Origin of the sequence: Paenibacillus agricola, assembly GCF_011440305.1 — a bacterium.
Classification (GTDB): domain Bacteria; phylum Bacillota; class Bacilli; order Paenibacillales; family NBRC-103111; genus Paenibacillus_S; species Paenibacillus_S agricola.
In genome coordinates this window covers 240,084-260,711 of the sequence record NZ_JAAOIW010000002.1, presented here as the reverse complement: position 1 = coordinate 260,711, position 20,628 = coordinate 240,084, and the positions used below count along the sequence as shown (strand labels likewise).

Sequence of the window (20,628 nt, the reverse complement as noted above, 5' to 3'; positions counted from 1 at the left end):
TCTAATCCGTCTAAAATTGCTGTCTTAACCATTAGTGTTCAGTGATAATAAAGTAGACCGGGACTCCCTAACTATCAAGGAATTCCGGTTATATTAATCACCAAGATTTTAATAAAAAGCTTATATCGTGTCCGATAGCTTAATGCCATTTCCCAAGAACATTATAGCATTTCATTTAAACTTCTCCGGAAACTGTTTCTTAATCCCTTCAGTAAGGGTGTCGGCGAGCTTGATAATATGGTCCTCACCTTTGTCGAAGGCAAGGATATCCGCTTTCCAATCCTTCGTAACCCTTGCGGTGACCTGGTCTGTAACGAATTGTAAATGCACATACAGCAAATCCTGTAGATCTTTCTGCGTCCAGTTCGGGTTAGCGGTACTTAGAAATTTAGAGATATCGTCGGCGTTCCGGTACCACTCTTTATTGTATTTCTTCAAATCTGTTTGATTTCCACTTTTTGCGGCGTCCACTACTTTCACTGCGAGGAGGATGTGCTCTTTCAACAGTTCAGCCAACTTATTGCCTGCCGCTTCCCCGTAATACGGCTTGATAGCGTCTCCGATGTCCTGCTGATTTCTAAGCAGTCTTGCCAATACGTCCTTTTGATCATCCAATCCTGCAAGGGCGCTTACAATGTAACTCCTCGTCCATATCGTATGGTCAATCCAGAGCTTTCTTAAGTCTCCTTGGAGCTGCACTATCGTTGGACTTAAACATTGTACGCAAGTTTGATCGTTTCCATTGGCTTGTGCTTCTATTGGTGTCAAACTGAATACAAGGGACATAATCAACAGCATCTACAATTGGAACTTTCTTTTCATGGATATTTTCTCCTTCAAGCATTAATCGATCAGCCTGTTTTATTATGGACAAACCCATCTATTTTATTCCAATTATCGTCGTTTTTTAATCAAACCGGCCCGGTAGTTTAGCGGTGCCGTTAATCTACTATTTTAGTATTTTAGTCTACAAAATATACAAACAAAAGCTCTTATTTTTAGGAGGCGATGTTATGGAGAAGGAGCTGGAGAAGTACATTGGATGTACTATAGAAATCATCTGCATGGGCGCTGACGGACGATTAACCCAGCGACCTATCCGAAGTCCGATCCGTTAACAAAGGAGTCGTAAAAGCCCATTGTTTGCAGCGAAAAGCACCGCGGGTGTTTAAGATCGGGAATATAATAGCAATACAGCCAATCGGGAGTAGGGTGACAGCATGAAGCAACGCCAAGAGAAGAAAACTTGAAAGCAATGGTCGCTGGGAATCAAGCCGCATGATGTTGCAAGTGCAAGTGGTGGCGTTGAACCAGCACGCTAGAAATAAACTAAGGATCGCAAAGCCCATTCTGACCGAGGAAGAACAGGAAAACATATTCGGGCTGATCCGCAGCGCCCGGGCTAGCTGTTTGCCTGTTATACTTTTCTGATTGATGGCGATCCAGGAATACACATTTAATAGAAATACATGGGAGAGCCTCCACAAACAATGGGACGGAGGGGGTTCTCAGTAGCTATCCTCCAAAAAAATTGGTATGAATGGCCACCTTCGAAATTGAAAACGAAGGTGGCTTTTCTCATAGGATTTCAAGTACAGAAGGTGAGATGAAACAAAAGGAGTGTGCAATAAAAAACTCTCTGTGATCATTTAAAGTTTGAAAGGTTCTTATAAACCAAGGTTCCTTACCTCGAAAAACTTGTCTATCGGAACATCATCACAGGACATAACCAAAGTATCAGATAAAATTGACAAATGACCCTGAGTCATTTATGATTACTATATAATGACCCCGGGTCATTTATGTCGTTAAAAAACGTAGCGGAGGTATTCATATGAACAAGAAAGTTATTTTAATAACAGGGGCTTCATCGGGGATAGGCAAAGCCACGTCCCAAAAACTGCTTGCTGAAGGTCTGCGGCAGCCAGGCGACTTGAACAAATGCAGGATCTTAAAAAAGCGGGTGCCATAACGGTGAAAATGGACATCTCAGACGAAGAAGACATTCAGGCATGCATAAACAAAATTCTTAAAGAGCAACGAAAAATTGATGTGCTCTTTAATAATGCCGGGTTTGCTCTTTATGGCAGTGTTGAAGAAGTAAGTTTAAGCGATGCAAGGTATCAGTTTGAAGTCAATATGTTTGGCCTGGCCAAAGTCACTCAACTTGTCCTTCCTCATATGAGAAAGCAAGGAAGCGGAACTATTATCAGCACGTCCTCTGTTGCAGGGAAGATTCACGCTCCCCTCGGCGCTTGGTACCATGCAAGTAAACATGCGTTGGAAGGCTGGTCGGATTGTTTGCGATTGGAAGTGAAGCCCTTCGGCATCGATGTAGTAGTGATTGAACCGGGGACGATTGAGACCGAGTTTGCTCAAGTATCAGGAGCGCCCATGTTAAAGAACTCTGGAGATGGGCCATACCGAGGTTTGGCAAAGGCTGTTGCAAAGATGCATACAAAATCATACAAGCCAGGAGCCGCTTCTTCTCCGTCCGTAATTGCAGATACTGTGGTTAAAGCGATTCGTGCTAACAAGCCCAAAACGAGATATGCGGTTGGGAAATTGGCCAGACCTTCCATATTGATGAGAAAATTATTCAGTGACAGAACCATGGATAAAATGATCATGAGCATGATAAAATAGACCTCAAGTCAATTGGATATGATTAGAGGTGAGGGTATGAAAAGAAGGGCTATGACAGACCGTGCCAAAGCAGATAAAGCACAATCTATCGTCAGTGTCGCCTATGATCTTTACAAGGAGCAGCCTTTTGAAGCCATTAAAATGAGCGACATCGCAAAAGTGGCAGGCGTATCAAAAGGAACACTGTTTTTATATTATAAAACAAAAGAATCACTTTTTATGGAAATTATATTTCAGGAATATGAGAAGCGATTCGCAAGATTCGAGGATATGCTTCTGCCGTTGGAAACGATAACGCTTGAATCATTCAAAATTCTATTTCTCCACGAAATGGAAAGCATACTGGATCAAGATTCCGTATTTGTTCGATTGGTTGCGATTAAGAGCACAGTGCTTGAGAAGAATGTCGATTACGACACGATGGTTAAAGTCAGTATAGGGTTGTTCACTTTACTGGGAAAAATCGTACAGTTGCTGACGAATAGACTGCCAGTCCTTACAGCGGAATCCTACTTTGAACTGCTTCAAGCACAAAATGCAATTATTATTGGTTATGCCAATGCGGCAAGTTTGCCTGTAGCTATGCATCAGGTTCTTGGTGACCATAAGTTGGACGGTTACAGGGTGAATTTTAAGAAACATGCCTTACTGGCTATGGAGTATTATTTAGATGGGTTAATCAAGCATTCAAGGCGTAATGAGCGGTAGCTTTGGTGAATCAGTGGGTTTGTAAAAACAATTTAGTGTTTAGCGAAGTGAGACAGGTATCCGAACGATTCGGACGTCTGTCCTTTTTTGTTTTTTGACACAGGTGCCGCTATACCCTGAAAAACCAAACGAGCAATCTCCGTAGCCTTGAAATGCACGGCAACGGCCCACTGTTCCAGGCGATTAAAATCTCGGAGAGTTCACAGGATAAACGGGGAAAACTTGAAGCCAGCAAGTCGCTCGTTAACTGGAAATTATGAAAATTTATAGGATGTTCCGAGTGGAAAGCTGAAGCTCATATTTTTTATTGCTCTGTCAGAGAGAAGACAATGGATGCCTTCTCTCTAATAGTTTATAAGATCCGCTTCATGTTCTCAACTGGACTAAATTTCTTGTGCTGCTGCTTGATATCGCTGCTGAACAACTCGACATAATAGTCGACCATTTTTAATGAAGCATGGCCAAGAATTCGTCTAAGCGTAAACGGATCTCCGCCGTTCAAAATATAAAATTTCGCCTTGCAATCGAGAATAAAAGAATGAAGCAGATCTTCAAAACTGAGTTGTTGTTTGGCTTGGCTTGGATTCTCTGCGTTTTCCAGCTTGTTTTGTCATTATATCATTGAAGGGAAAGGTACCATATTTTTGCTAAAAAAATGTGCTTACTTGCGTATGAGATTGATCCAGAAGGAGTTTATGAATTACTTAAGAGAAACGGCGAAGTCGAATAAGATTTTACTCATCGATATAAAGTGGGAACTGAAAAAATAATCTGTGATAGATCTGGAACTGCTCTAACCGGATTATTGTTTTTTTGACGAACTGTTGACGCAGTCTATTTCCAAACACCTTAACCGGTGTTTTTTTATTGTATCAACACCGTCAACAAGTCATTAAAATAGGGTATCTTTGTCGAAAAATAAACAAACAAAAAACCCTTATATATCAAGGGTTTTTCTTGGTAAGCGGGTGAAGGGAATCGAACCCTCGCCACCAGCTTGGGAAGCTGAAGTTCTGCCATTGAACTACACCCGCATGAACGGCACTCGCTTATCCTAACAGCGCATTGCCTGCCAATTGATTATAAAGCGTTTGAACGCGATTGTCCAGAGGAGATTGAACCGACCGGAGCGAAACTTCCAGCCAGGTTATTTTTCATGCTTTTGATGCCATTCACCTCCGAAGCACCCAACCCAATCACTGAACAATCTCATTCCATAAAGACATCATTCTGTTTTGATTTTTGACGAACTCGATTTCATAATCAGTCTCTTCTGCTAGCTTGGTATCTAACTCCTCTAGCCCGCGGGCAGCTTCGGTCCATCCACCTCTAGCTGGGCAATCGTCAGTAATGATCTTTTTCAAATGTTAGCACCTCCATGAATATCTATTACCTACATAGAGTATCCCAATTTATGTGAAAAGATGCTCGAAGAGTGTTGTCATAAAATGAATATTTTAATTGTATTCAAAGCTTGTACAACGAAAGAAAGCGCAAATAATGTCGAAAAAATAGGGCTTTCTTTCTATGAAAATTAGCAATATTTGAGGTATAATTGAAGCGCATACGCAAGACCGAAAAGGCAAAGCCATTGAAAAATGGGGACGCAAAGCTATCAGGGGCTAAAGTCAGCAGTATTCAATAAGACTATGCCAGCCAGTTACCGAAACACTCTTTTTTTAAACTAGAGGAGGAATGTGTATGATGCAGACTTATAGTCGACAGATGCAACAAGTTAGATTGGTTTTGCTTATGGCTGAAATCGATGCGTTGAAAAAATGTATGATCAATGTGTACGAGCAGACGGAAAGCCTCCACGACCCACTCTTGTTCCAGCTTAGTGAAATGCTTGATAGAAAATTGAATAAATTCATTAAATACCAGCATTAACGAATACTAAATCAACGAATACGAATCCAAAATAACCACCTAGCGAACTATGGAATTCGCCAAGTGGTTATTTTGTTTGCATGGAGGGCTATGCTGTCCTTACTTTTTAGCTTTATGCTTCGTAAGATCAGTGATTTCAATCTTTCAGCCGGGCGTGATGATGTCGAGGAAATCCTGGATGGCTGGAGGCTGGATGTAGCCAATGAAATTGATCACCACTTCTGGAGGGAGTTCCGCCATGTCGTGAAAAGCGCTAACCCCGATGCCTTGAACGGAAGGATGGGACTATGCATGTTACGATCTGGATGAACAATTCGGATAACCCTACGACCTTGGAATATCCTTTGGAGGGCGACGGTTGGCGTGATACACTCAACCATGAAGAGGTACAAGCTGCCAATAACCACATGGTCATTAACTTGGATGGTATGGATACCGGATTTTATACCGGGAGCTACAATAAACTCTTTACGATAATTTCCCCCATGGAAAAAAGTTCCTTGATAACATGCATAAATTCCCTGCCAAATGCAAAACCTCTACATAAAAAGGAGGGAAAATCATGCAAAACCGCAGGGAAGCATGTGGGATCATTGGTCTTTCGGAGGATGCAAGTGAGCAAGAGATAGAGAACCGTTATTTTTTTCTGATGAAAAGATACAAATACCTCGAAGCCGACGAGCGGCCTTCACTGGACGAACCGCTTTTTGCTGCTATTAATGAGGCTTACCGCTTTCTAATTGGTTATGTTCCGCTGCAAAAGGTGGAGTTTCGCGAGCTAAAGTGGAGGGAGAAGGTCCAACATATCCGCGATAATTACATGATGGAGATTGTTTACTCGCTTGTACTCGTTTTGATGATCTTTGCTGTTGGTATCGGTGTTAGTGAGGTGTATATGGCATTCCAGGCAGGAGCCAAGGATGTAGGTGCTTATTCACCTGCCGAATTTCCAATGGCACAACACCCGGGACATAAATAGCTCATTAGCAGAGCGCAGCAAGCTTTCAACGTATAGCTTCAATTTTTAGAGCCACTTTATGTAGTGGCTTTTTTTTGCATTATTTTTGCGCCAGAGTAAAAGTGGCTCTAAACAGCAGAAAATTAGACCTGCGGCGTTTTAAGCTGCAAATCCAATTAAGCAGGAAAACAAATAGAGCCCTAAAAGGACTCTAAAAAACTTACCCGCATTAAGGCGGGAATCTATTGGATTGGTTTAATTTGATGCCAAATAGTAAGCTTTTTCTTCGCTGCCCTCAGGGCTTTTAAAAGGAATATATCTGATTTTTTTATCGGATTCAAGAACGGGTAATTGTTCGAAAACCTCATAAAGGGGCAAATTGGTTAGCCTGGATAAACTGTGCGCACTTACAAATCTATCATTTTTTAAGGCGTCAATTATCTTTTGCTGGGCCTCAGTCATGGTGGGTTTCTCCCTCTGATGTTGAGTTATTTTGCTTATAATAAAATATACCCGTTAGCCGAAATAATGAAGCATGGCGAGCATAATATTTTTATATCTTGCCCCCCTGCAGTGATTCTAGCCCCCATTTAAGGATATCCCAAAAAATACCTGTTGAAATACGAATATATGTTCGGTATATTGAATATATGATTAGAGAACAAATGTTCTGTTTGATTTCGAGAATTATCGGCGAGGTGATGGAAATGGAACAAAAGCTACAGCGGTGTATGGGCCAGAAGGTAGAGATTATGTATATAGATCGACATGGGAACATTACACAACGTCTTATTGAAGCGCGTTCGATCAAAAATAATTATGTCTGTGCATATTGCTTTACCCAGAAAGGGCTGCGGGTCTTTAGACTGGAGCAGATTCTCGCAGCTATGCCTATGCAACAACAGTGCGTGGTATGAACAAAAAAGAACCTCTACCCACTTTAACAGGGGATAAGGAGATTCTTTTGCTTATAATTGGAATTCTATTTATAAAAGAATTGGATGGCCACTGTTAGGCAACCTCGTCGGTTCTGCGAAATGCCATATAGCTTATAATAAAGGCAAAGGCAAGGGCAAAAATAACTGGTAAATATATATACAAATCATTCATAATAAAACCCCGTTTCCTAAGATTTTTGGACTAGCCTTATATGACTTATTACCCGCAGTACGGAATTTAAAACGCATACCAACTGATCTCTAAACGAACGGGTACGTATCAACAACTCTGGTCCTCCGTCTATATAATCTTTTGGCAAATAAGTTTGTTTTATAGCCACCTGAGCTGTTTAAGAATAATTTTTAGAAGCGAATGCCATATTTATGGCAGGAGAAGTTTGGGAAGCAGCGAATGTTTAGTAATTAGCGGAGTAGTCTCCGGCTAACATACATACCAGTCAGGTTTATGCAGCAAGCAAATTATGAGGAGGTTAAAGGAATGAAGATTAAAAAATGGCTTACTGCCACAGCGGTGGCCACCAGCAGTCTCGTTTTGCTTTCATCCATGGCTTTTGCAGCAGATACGGTAAAGTCCAACATGGTGCTTAAGCTGAATGGCAAAGATGCCGAGTATGCAGCTCAAAGTTATTTGCTGGACAGTAATCTTTACGCGCCTTATACGGCATTAGCTCGCAGTTTGGGTGCAGAAGCCCAGTGGAAAGCCGATACGAAGACACTCACGCTGCGTAAATCAGGCGGTACCTTGGAATTTACGGTAGATATGAAAACGGTTACAGTAAACGGAGTTAAGTTGGCCTTGGCAACTCCACTGCAAATGGTAGGAGATACAGCCCATGTTCCCGTTCGATTCGTCTATGAAGCCTTCGGTTATTCGGTAGGCTATGATGCACAAACACGAACCGTTAGTCTAAGCTCGGATACAAAGCCGGGGCTACGCATATTAGGCATTAATGAAGGGCAATACCATCTGGGCAGTGATTTGAAGGTTGCTGTGCTGGCACAGAATCAAACGTTAACAGACTATACGGTCAATAAGACGGCCAAGCCAGGAGAAGGGCATATGCTAGTTTGGCTGGATACCGACCTAGATCCGAAGGTGGCTACGCAATCCTTTAAGGGAGAGCCGCTGGTATTCAGTAATTTAAAGCCTGGCGCGCACACATTGACGGTGCAACTGGTCGGTAATGATGGCTTGCCATTGCAGCCTGATGTTAAACAGACGATCAAGTTCAATACGGCCAAGCTTTCCATTCTAGCGGATTTGGATCCGCAGAAGGCAGCGGGGATGCGGACTGAAGGCGTAATTGCCAACACGAAGGGCCATGTTTTTACCGTAGATTCAGATTCCAAAAAGCTATTCCGCATCATGGCAGACAGCGGTAAGTTTGAAGTGCTGACTGAATTGCCGCGTGCAGCAACAGGCCTGGGCTTAGATGCAGCAGGTAACCTATACCTGGCAAGCGGCGGCCAAGAAGGCGTTATCTTGCGGGTGTTGGCCAAAGACCTTGAGGGCGGAGCCTTCGAGACTGCTAAGGTAGAAACGTATGTGAGTGGTGTGGCAGGCGCGAATGGTATGGCCTTCGATAAGGCGGGCAACCTGTATATAACTGGTGGTGCGAATGGTAATATTTATAGGGTCGCTCCTGACCGTACTTTGAAAACGTTCAAAAGCGACATCCTGCCCGAGCGCACGGATCAATTGATTGTTGTGAATGGCATTGCCTTTGGGCAAGATGGCAAGCTTTATGTCTCTGACACAAGTGGAGGAGCTATTAACCGCTTCCCTATGAACGCTGACGGTTCGATCGGTGCAGCGGAGAAAGTAGCCAAAAGTCCATTGCTATACGGCGCAGACGGCATTAATTTTGGACCTGACGGGGCACTTTATGTAGCAGTCAATGAACGTAATTCCATCGTTAGAGTAACCGTAGACGGCATTGTAACCGAGGTTGCTCATAACGATAACAACGGTCCGCTGGAGTTCCCGGCAAGCCCTTATTTTGTCGGCAATACGCTGTATATCAGCAACTTTGATTTGCCGCGTGGCGATAACAAGCCGAGCGAGCCGGGTATCGGTTCTTCCATAGCTATTATCCAATTTGGAGAAGCTACTAAATAAACCGTATTCCATTAATCAGCCAATCAATTCCAACCATCAACTTGTCAAACAAAAAAAGCTTACAAGACCTTAGGGTCCTGTAAGCTTTTTTTTAGTAAAAGGTTCAATTTCCTAAGAAGCACGGATAAATCTCATAGCGAATTTTTCTCTTTCTTTACTAACAAAATATTTTTTCTTCAGCTCTTTCCAATGCTTCTGGTCGGGTTCATCATGAAGTTTTTTGAAGTTGATTTTCATATAATTTTCAATTGATCTTTTGCTGGTTTCTATAGCATACACTTGGTTATTGTGAGGTATTTTCATCGTGATTCTTGTGATAGTGGGAAATTCGTGCAAGAGGCGTAGGGACTCTTCCATAAACACTTTATTGACGGTATCCATTAGTGAAAAATAGGTATTGAACTCGGTCTCACTTAAGCTGTTGTCTTTACTCGCGGCTTGGTAGTCACTAAAGCTTGGGAAGTATTGAATATAGGCTTCATTCTGGTTTCTAATCTCAGCGACTTTAACTAAAGTGAATCCCCTTATCGAAGGAAGGTATGCCTTAAATTGATTGAGTTCATCGCTAGTTAATGGTGGATAAGAGGGTGACGCATTCAGCACGCTTGGTTCCCCTTCCATCGGTGCTGCGCTTGGCTCGGGTCCGCAAGCAACTAGCGATATGGATATGATAACCAAACTTAGCATTCCGATAAGACCTATTTTTTTCAACATCCCCATACGCCTCCAGCAATATCCCTAGGATTGACCATGCGTGACTTTGAAACCAACATTCCAGATTAATGTTTGCACAGCAACACCATGCGGGTTATTTGGCGACAGTCACTGTAGTATTGGCATTCTTGCCGTTGTTCGATTTGGCTGTGATGGTAGCTTTGCCGGAGGCAATGGCATGTACGTTACCATACTCATCAACAGTAGCAACATTAGTGTTATTGCTGGACCAAGTGACGGTTTTCACGGAGGCATTGCTAGGAGCTATGGTGGTGCTTAGGGCAAAGTCGGGATCGCCAACCTTCATTGCAAGTGTTGTTTTACTTACAGAAATGCGAGTTACAGGCTGGATAACGGTAACCTCCATAGTAGCCGTTATTTCACCATCGATTGTGGTAGCTGTAATGGTGGCGGTGCCGGCGCCTTTACCTGTGACCGTTCCCTTTGCATTGACAAGGGCTATCGAATCGTTGGAGGACGACCAAGTGATTCCTTGATTGGAGGCATTGGCCGGCTGGATGCTTGGGACTATCGCAAGTGTACTTCTGACATTCAAAAACTCGCTAGCTGTATTTAAGGTAAGGCTACTCACGGCAATGGGATCAGTATAGGTCAAGTTGACGGTTAGCAGTGCGTCAGCCGTTGAAGATGTCCTGGTATAATCAGGCGAGCCATAGCTATATTGGGATATATTCCCGAAACTCTTAATCGCTGATTTAAGGTCATTGGCAATGCTTCTTTTTGCCGTGTAGCGCACTGTGAAAGAAGGCAGATTAGCAGCTAATGTTTCTTTGATGCGGGCTGAAAGGTTCGCAGGGCTGGATATAGTATACTCATCTTTCAGATAGTGAAGCTCAAGTGAGTTCTGTAAATTTTCGTAAAAGGAAATATTCGTACTGTCGCTATCCTTCTTGCTTGTAAGGGTAACGCCGAAATCGGTGGTAGCGGCTGGGTATTTCTTTTTCCAGCTATGGTTCGTCTTGATTTGGGCGTCGCTTAAGTTATAGTAGCCATACGATATAGAACCTTCCGTATCGGGAACAGGATCATTCCAGGTGGTATCAAGGTGGTACCAGTTGCCATCAAGCTTAACAAGGTTCCATGTATGGAGCTGCCCACCCGCGGTGCCCTCAATGATTTGGTTAGGCAAGCCTGCTTCGGACAACATGCGGTAAGCTAACAAGGCGTAGCCTTGGCATACGGTTTTCTGGTTGTCGAAAAGACCGGCATAAGCCGAATGCTGCGCAAGAGTGGTGTCGTATGTAAGATTGGCGACGATCCAGTCATGGATGGCCTTCTGCTTTTGAAAATCGTTCATGCCTTCGGTAATGATTTGTGGAAGGATTTCCTTAACCTTTGCGGTAACGGCTTCAGACTGCTCGGTGGTCTCCCAGTAAGTAAAGGAGAGATCTACAGTTGCCGATAATTTATCGGACGTCATCGTGTAACCATAGGTTTTCGTGCTGTAATGCAGGTAATCGTCATTGTCATAAATAGCATCAAGGATCGCGTTCATGTTTTTCTTGGTAAAAGCGCCTGCTGTGTAATTAATGCTGTAGGTAGCGGGTCGGGTCTGCATAGCCGCCTCCAGCTTAGTTTGAAATTCGGTTAGGGTAGCGGCAGACTCGCTCTCCGCGTATGCTGTATTTGCCCATAATGCGCCTGTTAGTAGGCTAGAACCAGTAAGAAAAGCGAAAAGCAGCACCATACGGGCAACATGTAAATTCATTGAAAGCTCCCTTCGTTCCTCAAAAATAGAATAAATGCTTTTAATTATATTCAGCTAACATTTATATCGACATTTTGACTAAAAAAATAAAGCTATTATCAACATATTCTATGAATTTGCTTTTGAGTCGGAGGTTTTATATAATTTGTGTTTTTTATATGCTATAATTGGGATAATATAACACTCTGGTTTATTGGGAAATTTCGTATGTATGCGGAGCAGGTTTTCTTCAAAAACTCATAGGAGGGTTGTTAATGGCTGAGCAATGGGGCATTCAAATTCATTCCGGTTACATGTGCCACAAATGTGACCAACAAATGGACATTATGTTATGCTATAAACCAACTAACACCATATTTTTGTTTAATGGTTACTTTTTCCAAACAGAATTGGCCTATGAGAAAACACCGACTATGATCGGCTTAGCGAAGAAGCATGGAGTCCTTCTAGAAACGCGATATAGTGCTTTCTTGAAAAAGGAATATATTATGCATGTATGTCCGCACTGCGATACAGGGCAAGGGGATAACTATGTTGTGGTCGATAATCAACAAATCAATAGCACAATGATGAAAGAAAGCTTTGTGGTCGAATACGATGCAGAGGCAGAGCTCTGGGATGAAATTCCGCTTGAGGAATGGAGAAGAAGGCTGAACGATGGTCCAGCAGTAAGGCCTGTGAGACTGGTCGTTCCGATTATGGAGAAGGATAGAGCCTTAAAGCTTGGAGCCATATGGAATCCCAGAGATAAATCTTGGTTTGTTCCAGGTGGAATGGATTTAAAGCCTTTTGAGCAGTGGCTTCCCCCAGCAAGAGCTCAATCGCAAGCCAAAGAGTTGATGGAATAAAGCGGCTGGCGATACCCTTGATCTACTGGGACTATTTTTAAACGAGATAAATTTCACGTTTTGTGTTAAAATGATTAAGGTACGATTAAGGTACCGTTAAGGTAATTTTAATATAAGAAAAGGTTGTGAAGTGATGAATTCGTTTGAAGACTGGAACCAGAAGGTAAAAAAAACGTTCAACGCAACAAGTAATGAGGAAGTACTAACCATTACTGAAGCCGGAGCCTTACTGGGATTATCTAAAGATGCCATGAAAACCTATGTGGATAAACATTGCCTTACCAAAATTAAAATTATGAGAAGCACGCATAGATATCTTTTGCTGAAGAGTGAAATGGACAGCTTATTAAAATCTTAATAGATGATAGTAATGCTTTTACTTGCAACCTCGGCTTAATTTGCATATAATACTGCTAATAATTATATACCATGAAATGCGTTGACGGAGAAAAGTAAACAGTGCCTCTATACAGGGAGGAGCCGCCGGAGATTGAGAGCGGTTCTACAGAAATAGGCTGTCGAAGTTCACTCCTGAGCAGTCCTTTGAAACTACGGCCTCGGCCGGCGGCAAGTAGAGGGAACCGGCTATGGACGTTCGCGTTCTAGAACCGTTATGATCAATGAAGCGGAATGCACGCTTGTTTTTAAGGTACCCACGTCGTGGATGCTGTAATCTCATGCGCATGCTTTTCGAAACAAGGGTGGTACCACGACGTTTTCGTCCCTTTCCGGGATGGGGAACGTTTTTTTTGTGCGTTCGGGGGAAAGGCTCGCTGCGTGGCCAAGGTGTTCCTCCGATTGCTGTTGTTCCAAGGAACAAAGGCACCGCTACGCTATCTCCTGAACACCCTGGCCACTTCGCTGGTTTTCACCCCCGGGCTTTTGGGGCTAGTAGGGCTAAAAGCAAAAAAACAGAAACGCCTAAAAGCAAGTTTTCTTGCGAAAACTCAGAAATGCTTACGAAGATAATTTTGCTAAAGCAAAATGCCAAGGAGGAGAAACAATGAAAGAGCGTTTAGAAGCTTTAAAGGCGGAAGCCTTATTGGAATTGGCGCAGGTGGCGAGCCAACAGCAATTAAATGAGATGCGCATTAAATATTTGGGCAAAAAAGGTCCGCTAACCGAGGTTCTGCGGGGCATGGGAGCTTTAAGTGCAGAGGAGCGTCCGGCGATTGGGCAGGTGGCTAACGATGTGCGCGGCGCCATTGAAGCGGTTATCGAAAGCAAGCAAGCCGAGTACCAGCAGGCGGAGACGGAATTAAGGCTGCGCGCCGAAACCATCGATGTCACATTGCCGGGCAAGCCTGGAGCTATCGGTGCGATGCATCCGCTGGGCAAGGTAATCCAGCAGATTGAGGATATTTTTATCGGGATGGGCTATACGGTAGCAGAAGGCCCTGAGGTTGAGCAGGACTACTATAATTTCGAAGCGCTGAATTTACCGAAAAACCATCCGGCACGCGATATGCAGGATTCCTTTTATATCACCGAAGATATTTTAATGCGTACGCAGACCTCCCCTGTGCAGGTTCGCACGATGGAGAAGATGAAGGGCCAAGGGCCGATTCGGATTATTTGCCCAGGGCGCGTATACCGCCGCGATGACGACGATGCTACACATAGTCATATGTTCACCCAAATCGAAGGGCTGGTTATTGACCGCAATATTCGGATGAGCGACCTCAAGGGAACTTTGCTGCAATTTGTGCAGGAGCTATTCGGTCAGGATACTAAGATTCGCATGCGGCCGAGCTTTTTTCCTTTTACAGAGCCGAGTGCTGAAGTGGATGTAACCTGCTCCATGTGCGGCGGCGCGGGATGCCGTGTATGCAAGCAGACAGGTTGGCTGGAGATTCTGGGTTCCGGGATGGTGCATCCGCGCGTGTTGGAGATGGCGGGCTATGATCCTGAGGAATATAGCGGTTTTGCGTTTGGACTGGGTGTAGAGCGGGTTGCGATGCTGAAATATGATATTGAAGATATACGACATTTTTATACGAATGACCTTCGATTCCTGAAGCAATTCGCACATATCTAAACGAGAGGAGCGTGAACCTGCATGAAGGTTTCTTATCAATGGCTGTCCCAATATGTGGACGTGAGTGGATTTACGGCTGCGGAATTGGCGGAAAAGCTAACGCGCAGTGGCGTTGAAGTGGATTTTGTGGAAAATCGCAATAAAGGTGTAGAGGGTGTGTACGTTGGTTTCGTGAAGTCCCGCGAAAAGCATCCCGATGCTGATAAATTAAGCGTATGTAAGGTCGATGTAGGCCAGGGCGAGGAGTTGCAAATCGTCTGTGGGGCGAAAAATGTGGAGGCTGGGCAAAAGGTGCCTGTGGCCATAGTCGGCGCCAAGCTGCCGGATGGCTTAAACATTAAACGTGCGAAGCTGCGTGGTGTGGAATCCCAAGGCATGATCTGTTCAGCCAAAGAGCTTGGCCTTAACGATAAGCTGCTACCGAAGGAAATTCAAGAGGGCATTCTGGTGCTTCCCGAGGATACAGAAATTGGGCTAAGCATTCTCGATGTGCTGGCGATTAATGATCATGTACTGGATCTTGACCTGACACCGAATCGTTCAGATTGCCTCAGCATGCTGGGGGCGGCTTACGAAATCGCGGCGATACTGGGCAGGCCAATCTTGCTGCCGGATGCCGAGCAAGGGGCTGCGAATGGAGCCGGCAGTGCGAGCGAAGGAGCCCATTCAACTCGCCAGGCATCAGCCCATATTTCGGTGGAAATTACGGCGAAGGAGCAATGCTCGCATTATGCGGCGAAATTGATTGAAGGCGTAGTGGTTGGCACTTCCCCATTATGGATGCAAAACCGGTTGATGGCAGCGGGCTTGCGTCCGATCAACAACATCGTGGATATTACGAACTACGTGATGCTGGAGTATGGACAGCCGTTGCATGCCTTTGACGCGGATAAGCTGGAAAATGGCCATATTGATGTCCGTTTGGCCAAGCAAGGTGAGAAGCTTCTTACCTTGGATGGTGTAGAACGCACATTGGAGCCACATATGCTGCTCATTACAGACGGCATGAAGCCGGTCGCAATTGCCGGCGTTATGGGTGGCGAGAACTCCGAGGTTACAGGCGGAACTACACGGATTTTGCTGGAATCGGCTAAATTTGATGGCGGGACCGTCCGTAAAACATCACGCCAGCTGGGGCTTCGTTCTGAAGCTTCGCAACGTTTTGAGAAGGAAGCTAACCCAGAAGCGGTGCTGCCTGCTTTACACCGTGCTGCATTCCTGATGGGTCGATACGCCAGTGGACAGATCGCTTCAGGCGTAGTAGAGTCCATCGCCCAAGAGCATAAGCCAGTGCAGATCGAAATAAGCGTGAGCCGGATTAATGACTACTTAGGTACGGCATTGTCCACCGAAGAGGTGAAGGCGATTTTTGGACGGCTGCATTTTGTGGTAGACTTGCAGGGTGAAAAGTTCAATGTACACGTTCCTAGCCGACGCGGCGATATCACACGTGGTGTTGACCTGATTGAAGAAGTAGCAAGGCTTTATGGCTACGATAATATTCCTACAACCTTGATGACAGGTGTAACGACTCCGGGTGCGCTTAACAAGGAGCAATCGATCCGTCGTTTGGCTCGCACCTTGCTTACAGGAAGCGGATTGTATGAGGCGGTCACGTATTCGTTTACGCATCCCCAGCAAATTAGCGATTTCCCAGGAGCCTTCAAAGCGGCAAAGCCAATTGCTTTGTCCATGCCGATGAGCGAGGAACGCAGTACGCTTCGTACAAGCTTAATTCCGAATTTATTGGAGGCTGCCTCGTATAACCGCAACCGTAATACGGATGATGTTGCTTTATTCGAGATTGGACGGATATTCGTAACCGACGAAACGGCTTTAACCGAGTTGCCGGATGAGCGGCTTATGCTGGCTATTTTGTTAACTGGCAAACGTCAGGCTACGCATTGGAGCGGAAAGTCTGTTGATGTAGATTTTTATGATTTGAAGGGCGTTTTTGAAAGCCTTGTGGACTACTTGGGCATTGCCGGTATTACCGGATATGTGGCAGCTGTACAAGACGGCTTCCATCCGGGTAGAACAGCCGATATTACGCTGGCAACGCCAGAAGGCACCCTAGTAATTGGAACGATCGGTCAGCTGCATCCAGCACTTCAACAACAGAAGGATTTGGCGGATACCTATGTGCTGGAGGTTGATTTTAACGCATTAGCCCTATATGCAGATGAGCAAATTACGTATAGTCCTCTCCCACGATTCCCTTCGATAGGACGGGATGTGGCTGTTGTCGTGGACCGCAAGGTTCAAGTTGGTGAGCTGACAGCTGCGGCCAAGAAAGTGGCGGGCGCTTTGTTGGAATCGATCCAGGTGTTTGATATTTATACGGGAGACCGCCTTGGTATGGATAAAAAAAGCGTCGCTTTGGCGCTCGTGTACCGGACAGCTGAGCGCACTTTAACGGATGAAGAGGTTAGTGAGCTTCATGCACGTGTGGTGGCATCTCTAGAGGAATCCTTTGGAGCCGAGCTTAGAAAGTAAACTGCACCGAGCCTTTATTCCATGTATTGGAAAATAACGAAAATGCCTTGACATAGCAGGAAAAAAGCCTCCTCGTATCGAACTAATTGAGATACGAGGAATTTGCTATGCTTGGATCGATTTACTCAAGATACAAACAATAGTTAGGGCGAATTTCCGAAAGGAGAGCTTGTTGTGAGTAGTGAAGACAAAGTACGAATGACGGTAGATATTTTTGGAAGCCCATATAAGCTGGTTGCACAGACGAGTGTTCCCCATATGAAACGTGTTGTGGCGCAAGTTAATGAACAGATGGAAAAAATTTCCGCGGGCTCCCCGCGTTTGGATACACCAAAAATCGCTGTTTTGGCGGCGGTTCATATGTCAGATGATTATTGCAAAATTAAAGATAGCCTAGAGCAAATGCAGACGAAGCAGCAGGAAATGGAAAAATCGCTCAAGGAGCTAACCGGTTTACAGGAGCAGCATGTCCGGCTATTGCAAGATTTGGAGCAGCAACGAGACCATGTACAGGAGCTTGAGGCAGGAAGCCTTCAGTTAGAAAGTGAACGTACGCAGGCATTAGCCGAGCTAGAGAGGTTGAAAGCGTCTGCAAAAGAGTTTGAGCAAATGCGCAAAAAGCTGGAAGCCCAACAGCTTGAAGAGCGCGAAGCCCGCACTAGGCTGGAAAAACAGCTGGGTACCCTCAGACAGACCTCTAAGGAGCAGCTGGAAGCACAGCGGCTGGCTTACGAGGAGCAACTAGAAGCAGAACGACTGGCTGCAGAAAGCCAAATTCAAGTGCAACGTGAAGCTTCGGAGGAAATTCTAGAAGCTGAGCGCAAAGCAGGCCAGGAACAACTGGAGGCAGAACGTGAAGCGAGCAAGGAACAATTAGAAGCAGAACGTAAGGCTTCTTACGAACAACTGGAAGCCCAGCAGCTAGCTGCTGATGAGCAATTGAAGGCTTTGCAGCTTATTGGCGAAGAGCTGGAAGAACGCAGTCAACTGCAAGAGCTGGAGCTTGCAGAGCTTACGGAGCGGTCGATTGCAGCTGCGAAGCAGTTAGCCGAGCGTTTGGAAGAAAAGCAATTGCTCGAGGAGATGCTTGAGCAGCAAACAAAGGAGCAGGACAGCCTGCTTGCCCAGTTGGATGAGAAGGATACTGTGATAAGCAAAGAAGCTGAAGCCAGACAAGTACTAGAGAAGGAGCTGTGGCAGGGACAGAGCGAGCTAAAAGGGCTTCGTACAGAGCTTGAGGAACGGAAAGGCGAAGCGCAGGAGCTGCTGCAGCAATATGCGGAACGACAGCAGCAGTTGGAAGAAATAAGCCTGCAAAATGATCAGCTCCAGGAGCAGATCAGGCTTCGCCAGGATGAATACGACCTGCAGCTTGAGCTATACCAAGAGCTGGATGGACAACATCGCGAGGGCGAGGAACGCAATACAGCGCTGCAAAATCAGCTTCAGGAGCTGAATGACGAGCAGGCGAAGCTTCTTGCTGAGCATGCCGGGCAATTAAATGAGAGCCGCCAGCAGCAAGAGAACTTGCAATTGCAGATTGATGAAAGCGAAGCTCGTATCCGCGAATTACAGGAGCATTTGGAGCAAGAGAAGCAACAGAAAAAAGAAATCGCTAGCCAACTGCGCGAGCAAGCTGGGCATTTGAAGCAATTACAGGAACAATTAGAGCTGGAGCAGCTATATAAGGAAGAAATTGAGAACCAATTACAGGAGCAAGGTGAACGCTTTAAAGATTTACATGTACGATTAGAGCAAGAGCAGCAAAGTAAAGAAGAAATTGAGAATCAGTTGCGTGAGCAAAGTGAGCAAGTTGGCAATTTGCAGCGCGAATTAAATAGTGGGATGGAAGAATTACAGCTACAGCAGGAGCTGTACGTTGAACTGCAAGTGCAGAAAGAGCAAGCGTTGCGTGAGCAGCAGGAGCGAAGCGAGGTAGCGCTACAAGAGCAGCGAGAGCGAAGCGAAGCAGCGCTACAAGAACAGCGAGAGCGTAGCGAAGCTGAGCAAAGTGAGCTGGAAGCTCGAAGTAAGCAGGCGTTGCGCGAGCAGCAGGAGCGGGGCGAGGCAGCGCTACAAGAGCAGCAGGAGCGTAGCGGTGAGGCACTGAGAGCACGCGAGGCGGAGCTGGAAGCACAGAGGGATCAAGCATTGCGTGAGCAGCAGGAGTGGAACGAAGCTGTGCTGCAAGAGCAGCGAGAGCGTAGTGAAGCTGAGCGACGTGAGCTGGAAGCTCGGAGCGAGCAAGCGTTGCGCGAGCAGAGGGAGCAAAGCGAGGTAGCACTGCAAGAGCAGCAGGAGCGAAGCGGTGAGGCACTGAGAGCACGCGAGGCGGAGCTGGAAGCGCAGAGGGATCAAGCATTGCGTGAGCAGCAGGAGTGGAACGAAGCTGTGCTTCAAGAGCAGCGAGAGCGTAGTGAAGCTGAGCGACGTGAGCTGGAAGCGCAGAAAGAGCAAGCATTGCGTGAGCAGCAGGATCGAAGCGAGGCAGCACTGCAAGAGCAGCAGGAGCGAAGCGGTGAGGCACTGAGAGCACGCGAGGCTGAGCTGGAAGCGCAGAGGGATCAAGCGTTGCGCGAACAGCAGGAGTGGAACGAAGCTGTTCTGCAAGAGCAGCGAGAGCGTAGTGAAGCTGAGCGACGTGAGCTGGAAGCGCAGAAAGAGCAAGCATTGCGTGAGCAGCAGGAGCGAAGCAGTGAGGCACTGAGAGCACGCGAGGCTGAGCTGGAAGCGCAGAGGGATCAAGCGTTGCGCGAACAGCAGGAGTGGAACGAAGCTGTTTTGCAAGAGCAGCGAGAGCGTAGTGAAGCTGAGCGACGTGAGCTGGAAGCGCAGAAAGAGCAAGCATTGCGTGAGCAGCAGGAGCGAAGCGAGGCAGCGTTACAAGAGCAGCGAGAGCGTAGTGAAGCTGAGCAACGTGAGCTGGAAGCGCGGAGCGAGCAAGCGTTGCTTGAGCAGGAGGAGCGAAGCGAGGCAGCGCTGAGAGCGCGCGAGGCGGAGCTGGAAGCGCAGAGGGATCAAGCATTGCGCGAACAGCAGGAGTGGAACGAAGCTGTGCTGCAAGAGCAGCGAGAGCGTAGTGAAGCTGAGCAACGTGAGCTGGAAGCGCAGAAAGAGCAAGCGTTGCGTGAGCAGAGGGAGCAAAGCGAGGCAGCGCTGAGAGCGCGCGAGGCGGAGCTGGAAGCGCAGAGGGATCATGCATTGCGCGAACAGCACGAGTGGAACGAAGCTGTGCTGCAAGAGCAGCGAGAGCGTAGTGAAGCTGAGCAACGTGAGCTGGAAGCGCGGAGCGAGCAAGCGTTGCGCGAGCAGAGGGAGCAAAGCGAGGCAGCGCTGAGAGCACGCGAGGCGGAGCTGGAAGCGCAGAGGGATCAAGCATTGCGAGAACAGCAGGAGTGGAACGAAGCTGTGCTGCAAGAGCAGCGAGAGCGTAGTGAAGCTGAGCAACGTGAGCTGGAAGCGCGGAGCGAGCAAGCGTTGCGCGAGCAGAGGGAGCAAAGCGAGGCAGCGCTGAGAGCACGCG

The 20,628-nt window shown here is 46.1% G+C and carries 20 protein-coding genes, 1 tRNA gene and 1 riboswitch; of the genes, 14 read left to right on the top strand and 7 right to left on the bottom strand.

Going from position 1 to position 20,628, the window contains the following annotated elements:
- Positions 1 to 171: 171 nt before the first annotated feature.
- Entirely contained in the window at positions 172 to 798 is a 627-nt protein-coding gene (locus tag G9U52_RS05625; RefSeq protein ID WP_166147139.1) for a glycosyltransferase, read from the bottom strand.
- A gap of 1,036 nt (positions 799 to 1,834) precedes the next feature.
- Between G9U52_RS05625 and G9U52_RS39785 the strand changes: the two genes are divergently transcribed.
- Genes G9U52_RS39785 through G9U52_RS05615 form a run of 3 tightly spaced genes read left to right on the top strand, consistent with a single transcriptional unit; the run spans position 1,835 to position 3,354 of the window.
- A complete protein-coding gene (locus G9U52_RS39785) occupies positions 1,835 to 1,972 on the top strand; it encodes an SDR family NAD(P)-dependent oxidoreductase (protein WP_243767160.1) in 138 nt (45 codons plus the stop codon).
- Positions 1,942 to 2,646: an oxidoreductase gene (locus tag G9U52_RS05620; RefSeq protein WP_243767159.1), complete on the top strand. Its 705-nt coding sequence runs from the start codon at positions 1,942 to 1,944 to the stop codon at positions 2,644 to 2,646. The genes G9U52_RS39785 and G9U52_RS05620 overlap by 31 nt, the downstream gene beginning before the upstream one ends.
- Before the next feature lie 36 nt (positions 2,647 to 2,682).
- The gene (locus G9U52_RS05615; RefSeq protein ID WP_166147137.1) at positions 2,683 to 3,354 is read left to right on the top strand and encodes a TetR/AcrR family transcriptional regulator; all 672 of its coding nucleotides are present in this window, start codon (positions 2,683 to 2,685) and stop codon (positions 3,352 to 3,354) included.
- A gap of 352 nt (positions 3,355 to 3,706) precedes the next feature.
- On the opposite strand, the gene G9U52_RS05610 is transcribed toward G9U52_RS05615, so the two are convergent.
- From G9U52_RS05610 to G9U52_RS05600, 3 genes are all read right to left on the bottom strand, one after another.
- Positions 3,707 to 3,856 (bottom strand): hypothetical protein, encoded by a 150-nt coding sequence (locus G9U52_RS05610; RefSeq protein ID WP_311764809.1) that lies wholly within the window; start codon positions 3,854 to 3,856, stop codon positions 3,707 to 3,709.
- Positions 3,857 to 4,317: 461 nt separating this feature from the next.
- Positions 4,318 to 4,388, bottom strand: a tRNA-Gly gene (locus G9U52_RS05605).
- Between the two features lie 162 nt (positions 4,389 to 4,550).
- Positions 4,551 to 4,718 (bottom strand): hypothetical protein, encoded by a 168-nt coding sequence (locus tag G9U52_RS05600; RefSeq protein WP_166147135.1) that lies wholly within the window; start codon positions 4,716 to 4,718, stop codon positions 4,551 to 4,553.
- A 207-nt stretch (positions 4,719 to 4,925) separates the two neighbouring features.
- A riboswitch (cyclic di-GMP riboswitch) is annotated at positions 4,926 to 5,022 on the top strand.
- Positions 5,023 to 5,055: 33 nt separating this feature from the next.
- Here G9U52_RS05600 and G9U52_RS05595 point away from each other — a divergent pair.
- The 4 genes from G9U52_RS05595 to G9U52_RS05580 all read left to right on the top strand — a co-directional run bounded on the left by G9U52_RS05595 (position 5,056) and on the right by G9U52_RS05580 (position 6,223).
- Positions 5,056 to 5,244: a Spo0E family sporulation regulatory protein-aspartic acid phosphatase gene (locus G9U52_RS05595; RefSeq protein ID WP_166147133.1), complete on the top strand. Its 189-nt coding sequence runs from the start codon at positions 5,056 to 5,058 to the stop codon at positions 5,242 to 5,244.
- A gap of 90 nt (positions 5,245 to 5,334) precedes the next feature.
- A complete protein-coding gene (locus tag G9U52_RS05590) occupies positions 5,335 to 5,553 on the top strand; it encodes a hypothetical protein (protein ID WP_166146745.1) in 219 nt (72 codons plus the stop codon).
- A complete protein-coding gene (locus G9U52_RS41580; RefSeq protein ID WP_375790230.1) occupies positions 5,532 to 5,873 on the top strand; it encodes a hypothetical protein in 342 nt (113 codons plus the stop codon). The genes G9U52_RS05590 and G9U52_RS41580 overlap by 22 nt, the downstream gene beginning before the upstream one ends.
- The gene (locus tag G9U52_RS05580; protein WP_166147131.1) at positions 5,807 to 6,223 is read left to right on the top strand and encodes a J domain-containing protein; all 417 of its coding nucleotides are present in this window, start codon (positions 5,807 to 5,809) and stop codon (positions 6,221 to 6,223) included. Before G9U52_RS41580 ends, G9U52_RS05580 begins: the two co-directional genes overlap by 67 nt.
- A gap of 234 nt (positions 6,224 to 6,457) precedes the next feature.
- On the opposite strand, the gene G9U52_RS05575 is transcribed toward G9U52_RS05580, so the two are convergent.
- A complete protein-coding gene (locus G9U52_RS05575; RefSeq protein ID WP_166147130.1) occupies positions 6,458 to 6,664 on the bottom strand; it encodes a hypothetical protein in 207 nt (68 codons plus the stop codon).
- A 212-nt stretch (positions 6,665 to 6,876) separates the two neighbouring features.
- On the opposite strand from G9U52_RS05575, the gene G9U52_RS39150 reads away from it, so the two are divergent.
- Positions 6,877 to 7,119 (top strand): hypothetical protein, encoded by a 243-nt coding sequence (locus G9U52_RS39150; RefSeq protein ID WP_207952814.1) that lies wholly within the window; start codon positions 6,877 to 6,879, stop codon positions 7,117 to 7,119.
- A gap of 520 nt (positions 7,120 to 7,639) precedes the next feature.
- Positions 7,640 to 9,280 (top strand): stalk domain-containing protein, encoded by a 1,641-nt coding sequence (locus tag G9U52_RS05570; RefSeq protein ID WP_166147129.1) that lies wholly within the window; start codon positions 7,640 to 7,642, stop codon positions 9,278 to 9,280.
- Positions 9,281 to 9,391: 111 nt separating this feature from the next.
- Here the strand turns inward: G9U52_RS05570 and G9U52_RS05565 are convergent, their stop codons facing one another.
- Positions 9,392 to 9,994, bottom strand: coding sequence for a hypothetical protein (locus G9U52_RS05565; RefSeq protein WP_166147128.1), 603 nt, complete (start codon positions 9,992 to 9,994; stop codon positions 9,392 to 9,394).
- Positions 9,995 to 10,088: 94 nt separating this feature from the next.
- Entirely contained in the window at positions 10,089 to 11,723 is a 1,635-nt protein-coding gene (locus G9U52_RS05560; protein ID WP_166147127.1) for an Ig-like domain-containing protein, read from the bottom strand.
- 254 nt (positions 11,724 to 11,977) lie between these two features.
- Between G9U52_RS05560 and G9U52_RS05555 the strand changes: the two genes are divergently transcribed.
- From G9U52_RS05555 to G9U52_RS05535, 5 genes are all read left to right on the top strand, one after another.
- The gene (locus tag G9U52_RS05555) at positions 11,978 to 12,571 is read left to right on the top strand and encodes a DUF5710 domain-containing protein (RefSeq protein WP_166147125.1); all 594 of its coding nucleotides are present in this window, start codon (positions 11,978 to 11,980) and stop codon (positions 12,569 to 12,571) included.
- A gap of 133 nt (positions 12,572 to 12,704) precedes the next feature.
- Positions 12,705 to 12,929 (top strand): helix-turn-helix domain-containing protein, encoded by a 225-nt coding sequence (locus G9U52_RS05550; protein ID WP_166147123.1) that lies wholly within the window; start codon positions 12,705 to 12,707, stop codon positions 12,927 to 12,929.
- A gap of 645 nt (positions 12,930 to 13,574) precedes the next feature.
- Complete coding sequence (pheS, locus tag G9U52_RS05545) at positions 13,575 to 14,609, top strand: phenylalanine--tRNA ligase subunit alpha (RefSeq protein WP_166147121.1); 1,035 nt, start codon at positions 13,575 to 13,577, stop codon at positions 14,607 to 14,609.
- A 21-nt stretch (positions 14,610 to 14,630) separates the two neighbouring features.
- Entirely contained in the window at positions 14,631 to 17,105 is a 2,475-nt protein-coding gene (gene pheT, locus G9U52_RS05540; protein ID WP_166147119.1) for a phenylalanine--tRNA ligase subunit beta, read from the top strand.
- 174 nt (positions 17,106 to 17,279) lie between these two features.
- Positions 17,280 to 20,628 (top strand): hypothetical protein (locus tag G9U52_RS05535; protein ID WP_166147117.1); only part of this gene is annotated, 3,349 nt, incomplete at its 3' end.

Bases quoted from the DNA above. Each gene is read 5' to 3' on its own strand.
- G9U52_RS05625 (WP_166147139.1), bottom strand. From the start codon at position 798: ATGCTGTTGATTATGTCCCTTGTATTCAGTTTGACACCAATAGAAGCA.
- G9U52_RS39785 (WP_243767160.1), top strand. From the start codon at position 1,835: ATGAACAAGAAAGTTATTTTAATAACAGGGGCTTCATCGGGGATAGGC.
- G9U52_RS05620 (WP_243767159.1), top strand. From the start codon at position 1,942: ATGCAGGATCTTAAAAAAGCGGGTGCCATAACGGTGAAAATGGACATC.
- G9U52_RS05615 (WP_166147137.1), top strand. From the start codon at position 2,683: ATGAAAAGAAGGGCTATGACAGACCGTGCCAAAGCAGATAAAGCACAA.
- G9U52_RS05595 (WP_166147133.1), top strand. From the start codon at position 5,056: ATGATGCAGACTTATAGTCGACAGATGCAACAAGTTAGATTGGTTTTG.
- G9U52_RS05590 (WP_166146745.1), top strand. From the start codon at position 5,335: ATGCTGTCCTTACTTTTTAGCTTTATGCTTCGTAAGATCAGTGATTTC.
- G9U52_RS41580 (WP_375790230.1), top strand. From the start codon at position 5,532: ATGCATGTTACGATCTGGATGAACAATTCGGATAACCCTACGACCTTG.
- G9U52_RS05580 (WP_166147131.1), top strand. From the start codon at position 5,807: ATGCAAAACCGCAGGGAAGCATGTGGGATCATTGGTCTTTCGGAGGAT.
- G9U52_RS05575 (WP_166147130.1), bottom strand. From the start codon at position 6,664: ATGACTGAGGCCCAGCAAAAGATAATTGACGCCTTAAAAAATGATAGA.
- G9U52_RS05570 (WP_166147129.1), top strand. From the start codon at position 7,640: ATGAAGATTAAAAAATGGCTTACTGCCACAGCGGTGGCCACCAGCAGT.
- G9U52_RS05565 (WP_166147128.1), bottom strand. From the start codon at position 9,994: ATGTTGAAAAAAATAGGTCTTATCGGAATGCTAAGTTTGGTTATCATA.
- G9U52_RS05560 (WP_166147127.1), bottom strand. From the start codon at position 11,723: ATGAATTTACATGTTGCCCGTATGGTGCTGCTTTTCGCTTTTCTTACT.
- G9U52_RS05555 (WP_166147125.1), top strand. From the start codon at position 11,978: ATGGCTGAGCAATGGGGCATTCAAATTCATTCCGGTTACATGTGCCAC.
- G9U52_RS05550 (WP_166147123.1), top strand. From the start codon at position 12,705: ATGAATTCGTTTGAAGACTGGAACCAGAAGGTAAAAAAAACGTTCAAC.
- pheS (WP_166147121.1), top strand. From the start codon at position 13,575: ATGAAAGAGCGTTTAGAAGCTTTAAAGGCGGAAGCCTTATTGGAATTG.
- pheT (WP_166147119.1), top strand. From the start codon at position 14,631: ATGAAGGTTTCTTATCAATGGCTGTCCCAATATGTGGACGTGAGTGGA.